Genomic DNA, 13,236 nt, shown 5'->3' with positions numbered 1-13,236 from the left:
TCAATCATGGAAGCAGCAACGAAAGAACAGGTAATCGTCATTAAAGATCTCGTTAAGGCTTTTGGAGACAAAAAAATATTAGATGGATTTAATCTGACGGTAGAAAAAGGCAGTAATGTGGTGATATTGGGAAAATCGGGCTCAGGTAAATCTGTACTGATCAAATGCATCATTGGCTTATTACAATCTGATAGTGGGAGTATCCATGTCTTTAAGGAAAATATATCTCAGATGACTGAAGATGAACTGGATCAGGCCAGGTCCAAAATCGGGTTTCTGTTTCAAAGCAATGCCCTTTATGACTCGATGACTATCCGCGAAAATTTGGAATTCCCCTTACTTAGGCACTGGGTTGATATCACTAAAGAAGAAGTCGAAAGACTGGTGAACGAGGCACTGGAAAATGTAGATTTGTTGCATACCCTGGATATGATGCCATCGGAGTTATCAGGAGGAATGCTCAAGCGTGTTGCCCTGGCTAGAACGATGATATTAAGACCAGAAGTCATTCTTTATGATGAGCCCACAACAGGCCTGGATCCAGTCACATCAAGGGAAATAGAAAATCTGATCCTTAAACTCCAAAAGAAGAACCATACCTCTTCCATCATCATTTCGCACGATATGAACTGCGTAAAAAACACAGCAGATCTAGTTGTACTCTTACTGGAAGGTAAATGTTACATCAAAGGAACATTTGAGGAATTGAAGCAATCGACTGATGAAAACATTAAACAATTTTTCGAATAAAACAGCATGGGAAATCAAAAAGTAAATAATATCAAACTCGGTGCATTTGTATTGTCAGGATTAGTACTGATGATATTCGCGTTTTTTATCATTGGAAAGAACAACAATATATTTGGGAATGACTTCAAACTGAAGGTCCGGTTCTCCAATTTAAATGGATTAACAAAAGGCAACAATGTACTCTTCTCCGGCTTGCAAGCCGGGACTGTTAAAGAAATTGAACTAATTAACGACAGTACCATTGAGGTCATTATGCAGATCAATAGCAAAGTAAAATCATTTATTAATAAGAATGCGGTAGCAGCTGTGGGAACGGAAGGTTTGATGGGCAATAAAGTCGTGAATATCAGCCCAGTGAAGGGAATGAGTCAAAAGGTAGCTGAAGGTGATTTGCTACAGGCAAAAAATACGGCTAACATGGATGAAATTATTGAAAAATTAGCGCAGACCAATAACAATGTTGCCAGTATTTCAGAAGTTTTAAAAGGCACGGTTCTGCGAATAGACAGCAGTGCTATTTTAAAATTGATCAACGATGAATCCATTGGTATCAGTTTGAAGTCATCTCTGGAAAACATCTACAAAATGACCTCAAACGCCAATAAAATGACAATAGGATTAAACCATCTGGTAAACGACATCAGAAAAGGCAGGGGAACTGCCGGTCTTTTATTGACCGATACTTTAATGGCCGGTACACTTAAGGATGCCATTGTACAAATCAGGGCTGCCAGTGTCAATGCCAACAGCATGACCATGCAACTGAACACGATGGTAGAAGACTTGAATCATGACCTAACCAATGGAAAAGGGCCCGTTAACACCCTATTGAAGGACTCGTTAATGGCCAAAAATATAAGCCTTACTATGGAAAATCTTCAGAAAGGTACAGACGGATTCAATCAGAACATGGAAGCGCTAAAACATAACTTTCTGTTCAGGGGATATTTTAGAAAACTTGAACGCCAAAAGAAAGAACAACAGGCAGAATTGCTAAAAGCTGCTCAGCAAAAATAATATCCCCGATTTTACAGCATACATCATATTAAGAAAATCAGATCAAATGGAATTTCATAAAATCCTAATCGCTATTGACAGCAATCCAAGTGCTGAGCACGTTGCACTCAGTGGGCTACAACTGGCTAAACAGTTCAAATCAGAAATCGCCCTGATCAGTATTATAGATCCAGACGGCATATCGGATAACGATCCTCCCACAACCAGGGAGCTGGAGGACATGATGGAGCGCAATTTAAACCGCAGCCAGCTCAATGTAATTGAAAAAGTATTCAAAGGCTTTCCAATCAAAAGCTTTGTGGAAAAAGGAATTCCTTATAAAGTTATTTTAGAAACAGCCGATAAATGGGGTGCCGATATCATCGTTATGGGTACACATGGTAGGAAAGGATTACCCCATTTACTGCTAGGTAGTGTAGCCGAAGATGTGATCAGGCACTCCAGAAAAACTATGATTGTAATTCCCGTGCGTAATTAACAGCCCATTAAATCCAAGCATTTTGATATTAATAAAAAAAGAAGGTGTTATTTTAAGAAAAACCGGCCTGGACTTTGAAAGCCAGGGCGTACTTAATCCCGCAATCATAAAAGAAGGTGAGCGGGTTTATATGTTTTACAGGGCAGTGGCTAAAAATAATTATTCAACCATTGGCTTTTGCGAGCTGAATGGGCCATTAGAACTGAGTCAGAGATATGATTTTCCGGTTATTAGCCCTATAGATGACAGTGAATCCAGAGGAATTGAAGACCCAAGGATCGTAAAAATCGATGAATGCTACTATCTAACGTATACTGCCTTCGACGGATTCAATGCGTTAGGTGCACTCGCAACCTCAGTGGATTTAAAAACATTTGAAAGACAGGGTATTATTGTACCTGTGATTTCGTTTCCTGAATTGAAAGCACTTGCAGAAAATACGGGTAAGCTTAATGAAAAGTATTCCAGATTTGCTCATGACAAGACCATAATTACCATGAACACAAAACTTCTGGTTTGGGATAAGGATGTGGTTTTTTTCCCCAGAAGAATAAACAATCAGTTTTATTTTCTTCACCGCATCAAACCCGATATACAAATCGTCTGTATAAATGAGCTTTCAGACCTGAATGAGTTGTTCTGGAAAAATTACCTGTTAAACTTTAACAACCATATCGTTTTGACTCCAAAATATGAACATGAAATCAGCTACATCGGAGGTGGTTGTCCACCAATAGAAACAACAGAAGGCTGGCTGGTGATTTACCACGGCGTACATGACACCGCAAAAGGATATGTGTATACTGCATGTGCTGCCATGCTGGATCTGGAAAACCCAGGTAAAGAGATTGCACGTTTACCGTATCCGCTGTTTAAGCCTGAAACAGAATGGGAATTAACTGGTGAAGTGGATAGTGTCTGTTTTCCCTCAGGCACCGCCATCTTTGGAGATACACTCTATATCTATTATGGAGCAGCAGATGAACAGATAGCCTGTGCCTCTGTTAGTTTAAGTGCACTGATTGCAACGCTTTTAACTTTCAGACTCAAGTAGTTTTCGCCCTATAGTCAATTAAATGAGCAATATTAAGATGTTAGTCATTCGGTACGTAGCCGTAAATTTCAATTTTGTGGTAAAGTTCATCTGGCTTGAATGGCTTGCTGATGTAATCATTCATACCAGAATCAAATGCTTTGTATTGAACATCCAACATAGCGGAAGCAGTCAGCGCTATTATTGGTAATTTCTTAAATTTGTCCCCGGGCAAGGCTCTGATTGCTGTTGCAGATTGGTATCCATCCATAAGTGGCATCTGCAGATCCATAAAGACCATATCATAGTCCTTTAGTTGTACCTGTTGTAAGGCAAGCAAGCCATTTCCTACAACATCACATTCTACCTGCCAGAGCTTCATGAACTGTTTTACTAAAATTACGTTAATTTCATTATCCTCGGCCATGAGTACTTTAATTCCCTTTAAATTTTTCAAAGCTTTTAACGGAACTGTCTTCCGTTCTAAAATTGGCTCGTTACTGCCATTTCTAAAGCTCAAACCGAATTTAAAACTGGAACCAATCTCAGGGGTACTTTCTACCTCTATACTCCCTCCCATTAGTTCAATAAGTCTCTTTGTAATAGCCAGTCCAAGGCCGGTTCCACCATACTTCCTGTTGGTATCTGCATTTGCCTGGGTAAATCTTTCAAAAATGAATTCCATTTTATCCTTCGGTATACCGATACCAGTATCAGTCACCTCAAAATCAATGATGGTTTGAACCTCGTTTCTGCTAACAAAAAAAAGCAGAGATGCTGACCTTGCCTTTAGATGTGAATTTAATAGCGTTGTTGATCAGATTGGTTAAGATTTGCCCCAGACGAACAGGGTCACCCATAACGGGCTCTGATAACTGCTCGTCTAAGGACAGCTCTAATTCCAGTCCTTTTTCCCTGGCTTTTTCCAATAATGAGAAGCGGATATTTTTCAGCAATTCAGGTATACTGAAATCAATAAGCTCGAAGGTTATTCTCCCTTCTTCCATTTTGCTAAAATCAAGAATGTCGTTGATTAATACCAATAAATTATCGCCTGAAAATTTTAATACTTTCAGGTACTCCAATTGCTCAGGATTGGGGTCTTTCAGCAAAAGTAAATTTGTAAAGCCAATTACCGCATTCATAGGAGTTCTGATTTCATGGCTCATGGTAGAAAGAAATTGGGATTTCGCAGAAGCAGCTTGTTCAGCAAAATCTTTGGCCAAAATCAACTCCTTCTCCGCATTTTTTTGGGCTGTGATGTCCATTATGGCACCGTAAAGTTTGGTCACTTTTCCAGATTCATTAATAAAAGGCTTACCTATGGCATGGATATATCTAACTTGCCCGTCAGATAAAATGATACGCAAATTAAAATCAGAGGTAACCCGATTGTCAATTGTATGTTGAACTATCCTCTTATAAGTTTCCTTATCGTCAGGATGGATCATTCTTCCAAAACTTAAGGTATTTGGACCCTCCTTTTCCGGAATCAATCCGAAAATACGGAACGCTTCATCAGACCAATAGTTCTTGCCCGTAACCAGATCAGCCTCCCAACTTCCACTATGTGTCAATTCCTGGGTATCGGAAAGTAATGTCTGGTTGAGTTTAATTAATTCTGTCTGATGTTTCTGTTCTGTAATATCGTGCCATACAGCTAACAGTACAGTTTCACCATTTATCTTCACAGGGTTTAGTGTCACCAAGACTGTAAAAGTCTCTCCGTTGGTACGCTTATGCAGCCATTCAAATTGATGATAGCCATTTTTGTAGGCCAGGTTGTTCATTTCCAAAGACTTTTCAGCTGAAAGCCGACCATCTGGCTGATACTTAGGAGAAAAGTCTGCCGGATGACTAGCAAGCACTTCCGCTTTACTGCTACAGTTCAACATGCCAATAGCCATATCATTACAGTCAATTACCCCTTTTGTTCCAAACAAAAAATGAGCATCAGTTGAATATTTAAAGATCACGCTGAGGATTTCTTCAGACAAACGCTTTTCTGTGACATCCTGAATGATCCCATAAAGTTTAATTGCGATCCCATTTTCGAACACAGCTTTCCCTGATGTCCTGACCCACCTGTCATTGCCTCTGGCTGTAACAAAGGAAACTTCTACATCCCAGGACGCTCCACTTTTTACCGCCTTTTCGATTAAATTGATGATCATCTCCCTGCCTTCAGTAGAGTAGAAACCAAGTGCATTATCTAATTCCGGCACTGTTTCCGGTTCGATTTCGTGAATTATATATACCTCATCAGACCAGAAAAGATGATTAGTAAGTAAATCCAGCTCCCAGGATCCCGTTTTAGTGAGTTTACCTGTTTCAGTAAACATATCAAATGTGTGCTTTTCTTTCGTGATATCCTTAAAAAGACAATCAATGGTAGTTTTACTTGAACCGCTTACTTCGCCCAAACCCTGTATCCACTTCTTTTTACCTGAAGGTAAATTAAAATAACCTTCCCAATTCCAGGCGACTGACTGACGCACTGAGTTTTCCAATGAACTTAGAAATGATTCCCTATGCTGTTTTGATAAGAGGTTCAGCAATATTTCAATATCATTAATCAATAAAATTGGATTCAATTCCAATTCCTTTTCAATTGCAGCGCTGGCAAATAAGAAAGAAAAACGACCTTCATATTCATGAATTCTAAAAACAACACAAGGTATTTCCTTGAAAAAAGTAGAAAGATCAAAATTATCTATTGGAATTGCCATGCATTCTTAGTTTAAACTTTCAGACTCAAGCTTGGGGCAAAACAGGCAGATTAAAGAAAAAAGATGAACCACGATTAATTTCACTCTCTACCCATACCCTACCGCCATGTCTTTTAATAATTTCAGCCGTTAAATAAAGCCCCAAGCCAAATCCAGGTATAGATTTAGCATCCAAACGCTTTACACGATAATAACGATCAAATAATTTCTCCTGGTCCCGTAACTTGATGCCTATGCCCCTATCTTTCACACAAACCTGAGCTTCATCATTAATTTCCAGTGATGATACTTCAATAAGCTTTTCATCAATTGAGTATTTAATTGCATTGTTAAGTAGATTACTAATCACCTGACCAATTTTATCGCGGTCTGCTTTCAGATTCAGTTCTGGTCCGGCTGTAAAGACAATCTCAACTCCTGAATTTATAAAACGTGATTCCTCTACAATTTCGTTTATCAAATTATTCATCTCAAAAGTCTCAAGCTCTAAATGAATCTGCCCTTCTTCTGAACCAGAGACGGTTAGAAACCCGTTGATCATCCTGTTCATTTTTTTAATTGATGCATTTACCCTTGCCAGCGAAGAATGAATAAATGTATCTTCCACGTTCTTAACTTTTAAGGTGATCAATTGCATATAAGCCTGGATGGAAGTAAGCGGTGACCTTAAGTCGTGACTAACCATTGCAATAAAATCATTTTTTCGAAGTTCATCCTGCTTGTGTACTGTAATGTCTTTCAATACACCGGTAAAGTACGTCGGATTCTTCTCATTGCTATGCGAAAGATTTCCTATTATTCTAACCCAGTGCAACTTGTTATCATGAAAATTCCGCAATGGAAACTCCAAATAGCATTTGTCACCGCTTTTGATGCTATTTTCAATAGCATTGGTGAATTTATCCCGGTATTCCATCTCAATCCTTGCAACAGCGGCCTCATAACTTAGCTCCTGATCTGAATAGACGCCAAAAATTTCTTTAAAATGCACAGATGTCTGAAATGCCCATGTTCCGGCATCAATGGAAAAAGTGCCCAATTCAGCAGCGTCTATACTCATTCCAAGCATTTTGCCGCTGATATCCAATTCCAACTGTGCCTTCTTCAATTCAGTAATATCGTTGAAAGTGATGATCGCACCACTATTTTTTTGGTCCGATTGACGCACATAAGGCATGGTCATTACCTGGTACCATTTCCCATTATTGGTTTCAATTTCTTTAGTGATGACAACTCCATTGCTCAAAACCTGCTTAATGTCTTCAATCAGCGTTTCAAACTTGATATTGGTAGTAATATTGCTCAGCGGCCTGCCGATATCAGTTTCCAGCAAATTGATCTGTTTCACTGTACCTGGAGAAAATTTCATTAAAAGCAGATCGTTATTTATAAATAACTGCCCATTGATATTGCTTCTGAAATAATTATTCAGATCATCGTTAATTTCCAGCAATTCCTTGTTTTTCAGCTGGTACTCCGAATTGATCGTATCCAATTCTTCGTTTACAGACTGCATCTCTTCATTGGTACTTTGCATTTCTTCATTAGCAGAAATCATTTCTTCATTAAAGGACTGCATATTTTCATTGGAAGCATCCAGTTGCTCGTAAGCAGCACTTAGTTTCTCCTTTACTTCATTTAATTCCTGTTCCAGATTAAGCGTATACTGATCATGGAAGACTGCCTCATCAAAATCCAGAATTTCCTTTTTCGAAGTTTTAACCACTTTACCTGTAAAAGTGACCATTAAAAGCCGCTGGTCCTTTCTTTTGCCCAGCAGCGGACTCACCACCAGATTCACATTTACAAGTGAATTGGCGATTTTTATCTTTATACTGTTTAAATGGGCCATTTCATTTGTTTTTAACACAATACTACTTAGCGTATTGAACACCATTCCCAATTTCTTGGGCAATAGTTCCTCCAGATTGGACGTAAAAAGTTTTGGAAGCAAATATTTGCTTGTATCTCCATAACACTTAATCACTTCTTTATTTTCATCTACACATACGACCAGGTAATCCTGCTGATCAGCAAGTTTGGCGTGCATCATTTCCGTAATCGACTGTAGCGGATCATTAATAACTTCCTCATTAACGGCATAAGTAGATTTGCTTCTCAGGTCCATGGAATCTGGCATTGAAAAAGCATCAAAACTCACGATCCTTTTTGACTTGATATTCCTGTACAGCTTATATTGTTTATTTACTACTTCAAGATTCTGGATGATTGGCATCGGATTTTCACTTGATCCCAGAAACAAATAACCGTCCATCTTTAGGCCAAACAGCAACATGCTGAATATCTTCTTTTGCAGTACTGGTGCCATATAAATCAACAGATTACGGCAACTGATAAAGTGCATGTTACAATATGGTGGATTTTTAACCAGATCATGTTGCGCAAAAATCGCCATCTTACGCAGGTTTGGCTTGATCCTGTAGTGATTATCCTCCTTCAGAAAGTATTTTTTTAATCGTTCAGCTGATACATCCTTAACAATATCGTGAGGATAAACACCCTTCCCAGCATGAACCAATGCAGCACCATCAATATCAGTAGCAAATATCTTTACTGCGATGTGCGCTAACTCCCCGGTCATTTGTTCGGCAATAATAATGGCCAGTGAATACACCTCCTCTCCAGTTGCACAACCTGCTACCCAAATTTTCAGTTCCTCTTTAGGTTTTAGATTTTTCAGTATACCCGGTAGGATATTGTGCCGTATGTACTCAAAAGCTTCCTTATCCCTAAAAAAAGAAGTCACACTAATCAAAAAGTCTTTTGATAATGCTTCAATTTCTTCCGGGGAGGACTTTAAAAATGCCAGGTATTTTACCAGGCTATTAAAATCATGATAGGCTGCTCTCCTTTTGGTACGCCTTAATATGGTAGAGGATTTATAGTCGGAGAAATCAAGTGGAGTTTGCTGCCTGATCAGTTCTACGATCTCCTTAAGACTTACTTCGTCATTATCACTCTCGGTTTGTAAAAATCCCTCGTGTTTTACATAATCTTCAATTGCACCTGGCATTGCTGCAGGTTCCAGTACAAAATCGACCATCCCGGTAGCGATGGCCTTAGAAGGCATACTGGGAAAGCTAGAAGTTTCCGGATTTCGGGCCATAACCATTCCACCCGCATTTTTTATTGCAACAAGCCCCTCAGATCCATCGCTTCCTAAACCGGAAAGAATAATGCCAATTGCCTTTTTACCGCAATCAGCAGCTAAAGACTTAAAAAATATATTTATGGTCAGGTGTGAGCCTCTTATCTCCTCCTTACCTCTCAAATACAACCTGTTATTTTCAATGGTCATGTATTTATCGTGTGGAATAAGGTAAACCTGGTTGCATTCCACAAGCTTCCCTTCAGTAGCTTCTTCTACAACCAGTTTACTGTGTTTGGCCAGGACTTCAACCATTCTGCTTTTAAAAGAAGCTGAAAGATGTTGAACAACAATATAGGACACTCCATCTAATGGCGTATGATCAAAGAAAGAATTGATCTCTTCCAGACCACCGGCAGAAGCGCCAATCGCAATAATATATTCAGGTTCATTCATAACCTCACAAGGTTAGAAAACATTATTTTTTTCATGGATTAGGATATTTGTGATGTTTATTCAAAAACCTCAGCGGAATAACTGACGGTCAAAAGAAGAAAATGCTTCAGAAAGATATATCTACTTAAAGGTAGGGTTAATTTTTAAATTAACTCAGGCGCTGGAGTCTTGAACACGAGTAACGGAATTGTCAGTACCCCTGCCAGTTGTTGAGTCAGACTTCCCCGAATCATTCTATCTAAGAAACCTTGAGCATGGTGAACCATAACTAGCAGATCCATGTCACCATGAACCATTAACCAATCCAATCCTTGTTTTTTATTCACATTTTTAATAGCCTTATAATAAATTTTTGGATAATCATTTTCACAGGAAATATTCAGCATAATTTGCTGAACAGACTTATAAAATTCTGGACTAGCCTCATTCTCTTTATATACATGCGTAATAAATATCTCCGCTTTGAGTAAAGAGGCGAATACAATCAGCTCCTGGATAAATCTCATTTCGTTATCGGGATCTTCAAAATCAGTGGCAAAAGCAATCTTTCGGATTGGGGAAATTTTAGCCATTGCTGGAATAATAAAGAGTGGCGCACCAATATCATCAATCAAACTTCTGCTATGATTTCCCATTAGCAGTCCACTAAAACCTGCACCATGTGTAGCCATAATTACAAAATCGATCTTGGCTTGGGCAGATATGTCCCTTACCACATCCAGTAGAATTCCCGGATCACTTCTCAAGCTGATCTCAGAATTGGGAATCTGGTCATCGCCCATTTTTTCCAATTGCATCTTTAGCTTCTTTAATTCTACTTCACTTTCCTTTAAAAGCACATCAGATTCTTCCAGAGGCCAAACTATAAGCCCCGCCTGAGGAACCTCTGCCGGAACGATAACCACATTACATAGTATGATGTTCGCTTGTATTTGCTTAGCCAGGCTATAAGCATAAGCTGCCGCATGTTTTGCGGGCTTGGAAAAATCAGTAAGTACCAATAGGTGTTTCATATCCTCTTCATTGTTTTGTAAAGTTGAGCAATAGGAATTGGTATATCCTTGCGCAGGAACATCAGTTCTGATGACCATCATCATCATCGAGAAGAACAAATCGACTTAGCTTTAGCTATCTTAAAAAAACAAGAAATGGAAGCAAAACTAAGTATCAATAATCTTCAGGATCTACTCGATCTGAACACCTCACATTTTTCAAGTGCAGAAATTGAATTGAAAAGAAAACTCCTCGAATGGGCAAACATTGCCAGTTCCATGCAACTTAAGATGATCTTAAAAAAATACATCAGTTTTACCAGTCAGCACCTACAAAGGATGGATACTTTTCTTGAACAGGAAAAGATTCTTTCGGTCACCAGGACAAACACGATCATGTTGGCTTTCATCAAGTCTATCGACGAGAAACTGGAAGCCTGCAAAAATCCTGAAATCAAGGATGCCTGCATACTTGCCGGGATCCAATCCATATGCCATTTTAAGATCAGCAGTTATGGAACAGCGGCAGCATTTGCTAAACTAATAGGGCTTTCGGAATTCGCTAATGTCTTTTATGAATCTGAAGTCAACGAAAAACACATAGATGACGAGCTAACGCAACTTGCCAGTTATGAAATCAACACTAATGCAATGACTCCTTTGAACCTGACACAATAAGCATTTATTTTAAAAAACACCTTTGAGAAAAATCCAAAGGTGTTTTTTTATTTTCTTAGGTTTAGAGGTAAACTGTCCCCGTCAGATGCATATCAACCGAGAAATCATAAACACGAGGAATTCCTGTGGCGATGTTCAGCATTGAAACTTCCGGTTCACTCAGATTCTCCAGGTACATCGTCAATGCTCTCAGACTATTGCCATGCGCAACGATCAGAATAGTTTTACCCTGCTTTAACAATGGCAAAATCTCCTTCTGATAAAAGGGCACAACACGCTCAAAAGTATCCTTCAGACTTTCACCCCCAGGGGGTCTTGTCCTAAAGCTTCTTCTCCACAAGAGCACTTTTGCAATACCGTATATTTTTGTGACATCTGACTTGTTAAGTCCTTGCAGGTCCCCATAGTTTCTTTCATTCAGTGCCGATGACCTTACAACTGGAACCGCACCTTCAATTTCTTTAAGAACAATTTCAAGCGTATGGATTGCCCTTTTAAGTACCGAAGTGAAAGCAACATTAATGCAGAAATCCTTCAATAGGATTCCTGCACTTGCTGCCTCCTGTTCCCCTTGATCTGTTAAGTCAATATCCATTTCGCCGGTAAATCTGTTCTCCAGGTTCCATAGCGACTGACCATGACGCAATAAAATAAGTTTAGACATAGCTTAGTTAAAATCTTGACGGCCTAAATACTTTAACTAAATAGCTAATGTATTTTAATCTGTCTTTTTTTAAGCAGTACACCCTTATCTGATTTTTTTAAATTAATTGTAAATAGCCCATTGTGGTATTTCGCAGAAATATGATCTTCAAGAACATTTTCAGGGAGGCGAAAGGATCCTGTAAATGAGGAATGGGAGAACTCCTTGCGGATATAGTTTTCGTCACTCTCCTTTTCTGCCCTGCTTGACTCTGCAGTAACTGTCAACATCCCATTATCAGTAGTAATCTTGAAGTCATTCTTTTTAAAGCCGGGAGCTGAAACCTCAAGCTTATACCTTCCAATATTATCCTGTATGTTTACAGCATATTTAGGCTCATCAGAACTGGCAAAAGTCTCGGTATACCAGAAATTATCGGTCATCAAAGCTACTTTCGATAACGTTTCACTTTTTTTTAAGTTGGTCATATCATTAGAGTTTATGTACCTTAAAGGTCGGATTCCCTTAAACAATTACAGATGATTTGTATACGTGATTCGCATGATGCTCATCAATTTCAATGAGACGTTTAGTTTAGAGGGGTTATTATTTTTCCTTTATATGATGTATTAGGTTAGTATAATACCGCTTAACACGCAAACGAAAAATATCAAAAAACAAAGTAAAACACAAAACAAAGCATGGAAGTAAAAAAGCCATGAAGTTTAGGTAACGAAACAAATAAGCACCTGACAGTGCTCCAATCATAAAGAAAAGTATGATTGACAAACGTAATTTGATTTTAGAAACCAGCTCCTGTTGTCCTTCTGGATTACCCAATTTTAATTGGGCTAACTCAATTCCAAGATCAGTAAAAGTTCCGGTTAAATGAGTTGTACGTACCACTGATCCGGAGATCACAGAAACCAAAGCGTTTTGCAAACCCATAGCAAAAAGAAGGCAGCCAACGAAAAAATTTTTAGGAAAAAACAAATCATTACTGCTCCCATAAATGGCACAAAATATCAAAATGACCAATTCTATAAAAATAGGAATTGCAAAAGAAAACCGTTCATGATGACCAATCCTGGTAACAATCAAACTTGAACACCATGCCCCGATAAGAAACAATAACATCCAGATAGCAATCGTTCCTGCATTGTTCCAATCTCGCGATGCGATCTGTTCAGCAAATAATGCCGCATGACCGGTTACGTTTGTAGTTAAGGCAAAGAATCCTAAAAATCCAGCTGCATTCACAAATCCGGCCACAAAACTTAATAAAACAGCTACCCAAAGGTTATGCTTATAAGTTCTTTTAGTCCCAAAATGTCTAAGCATCTCAGCGGAC

At 38.7% G+C, this 13,236-nt stretch carries 12 protein-coding genes; 5 read left to right on the top strand and 7 right to left on the bottom strand.

All coding sequences use genetic code 11. From position 1 onward, the window contains the following. Nucleotides 1–6 precede the first annotated feature (6 nt). From AQ505_RS12635 to AQ505_RS12620, 4 genes are read left to right on the top strand one after another with little or no spacing between them, the layout of a single operon-like run. On the top strand, nt 7–750 hold the full coding sequence (locus AQ505_RS12635) for an ABC transporter ATP-binding protein (protein ID WP_062548515.1): 744 nt from the start codon (nt 7–9) through the stop codon (nt 748–750). A 6-nt stretch (nt 751–756) separates the two neighbouring features. Further along, on the top strand, nt 757–1,767 hold the full coding sequence (locus tag AQ505_RS12630) for an MlaD family protein (RefSeq protein ID WP_062548514.1): 1,011 nt from the start codon (nt 757–759) through the stop codon (nt 1,765–1,767). 46 nt (nt 1,768–1,813) lie between these two features. Then, nucleotides 1,814–2,245 (top strand): universal stress protein, encoded by a 432-nt coding sequence (locus AQ505_RS12625; protein ID WP_062548513.1) that lies wholly within the window; start codon nt 1,814–1,816, stop codon nt 2,243–2,245. 22 nt (nt 2,246–2,267) lie between these two features. After that, nucleotides 2,268–3,299: a pesticidal protein Cry7Aa gene (locus AQ505_RS12620; RefSeq protein WP_062548512.1), complete on the top strand. Its 1,032-nt coding sequence runs from the start codon at nt 2,268–2,270 to the stop codon at nt 3,297–3,299. 40 nt (nt 3,300–3,339) lie between these two features. On the opposite strand, the gene AQ505_RS12615 is transcribed toward AQ505_RS12620, so the two are convergent. The 4 genes from AQ505_RS12615 to AQ505_RS12600 form a co-directional block, all read right to left on the bottom strand. Continuing rightward, entirely contained in the window at nt 3,340–3,963 is a 624-nt protein-coding gene (locus AQ505_RS12615; RefSeq protein WP_231635089.1) for an ATP-binding response regulator, read from the bottom strand. A 70-nt stretch (nt 3,964–4,033) separates the two neighbouring features. Beyond that, complete coding sequence (locus AQ505_RS12610; protein WP_062548510.1) at nt 4,034–6,007, bottom strand: PAS domain-containing protein; 1,974 nt, start codon at nt 6,005–6,007, stop codon at nt 4,034–4,036. Nucleotides 6,008–6,032: 25 nt separating this feature from the next. Then, nucleotides 6,033–9,572, bottom strand: coding sequence for a chemotaxis protein CheB (locus AQ505_RS12605; protein WP_062548509.1), 3,540 nt, complete (start codon nt 9,570–9,572; stop codon nt 6,033–6,035). 143 nt (nt 9,573–9,715) lie between these two features. After that, nucleotides 9,716–10,684 carry a universal stress protein gene (locus tag AQ505_RS12600; RefSeq protein ID WP_157262339.1) on the bottom strand — a complete coding sequence of 323 codons (969 nt, stop codon included), beginning with the start codon at nt 10,682–10,684 and terminating at the stop codon, nt 9,716–9,718. Between the two features lie 36 nt (nt 10,685–10,720). Here AQ505_RS12600 and AQ505_RS12595 point away from each other — a divergent pair, with 36 nt between their 5' ends. Beyond that, nucleotides 10,721–11,242 (top strand): YciE/YciF ferroxidase family protein, encoded by a 522-nt coding sequence (locus AQ505_RS12595; RefSeq protein WP_157262337.1) that lies wholly within the window; start codon nt 10,721–10,723, stop codon nt 11,240–11,242. 61 nt (nt 11,243–11,303) lie between these two features. Here the strand turns inward: AQ505_RS12595 and AQ505_RS12590 are convergent, their stop codons facing one another. From AQ505_RS12590 to AQ505_RS12580, 3 genes are all read right to left on the bottom strand, one after another. Then, nucleotides 11,304–11,906: a 2,3-bisphosphoglycerate-dependent phosphoglycerate mutase gene (locus AQ505_RS12590; RefSeq protein WP_062548506.1), complete on the bottom strand. Its 603-nt coding sequence runs from the start codon at nt 11,904–11,906 to the stop codon at nt 11,304–11,306. A gap of 44 nt (nt 11,907–11,950) precedes the next feature. Then, entirely contained in the window at nt 11,951–12,373 is a 423-nt protein-coding gene (locus AQ505_RS12585) for an Hsp20/alpha crystallin family protein (protein ID WP_062548505.1), read from the bottom strand. 118 nt (nt 12,374–12,491) lie between these two features. Next, a complete protein-coding gene (locus tag AQ505_RS12580; protein ID WP_062548504.1) occupies nt 12,492–13,226 on the bottom strand; it encodes a YoaK family protein in 735 nt (244 codons plus the stop codon). Nucleotides 13,227–13,236: the final 10 nt, after the last annotated feature.

This window comes from Pedobacter sp. PACM 27299, from assembly GCF_001412655.1.
Taxonomy (GTDB): Bacteria; Bacteroidota; Bacteroidia; order Sphingobacteriales; family Sphingobacteriaceae; genus Pedobacter.
Note: the sequence above shows the minus strand (reverse complement) of the source record. Positions and strands in the feature narration are given on the sequence as shown.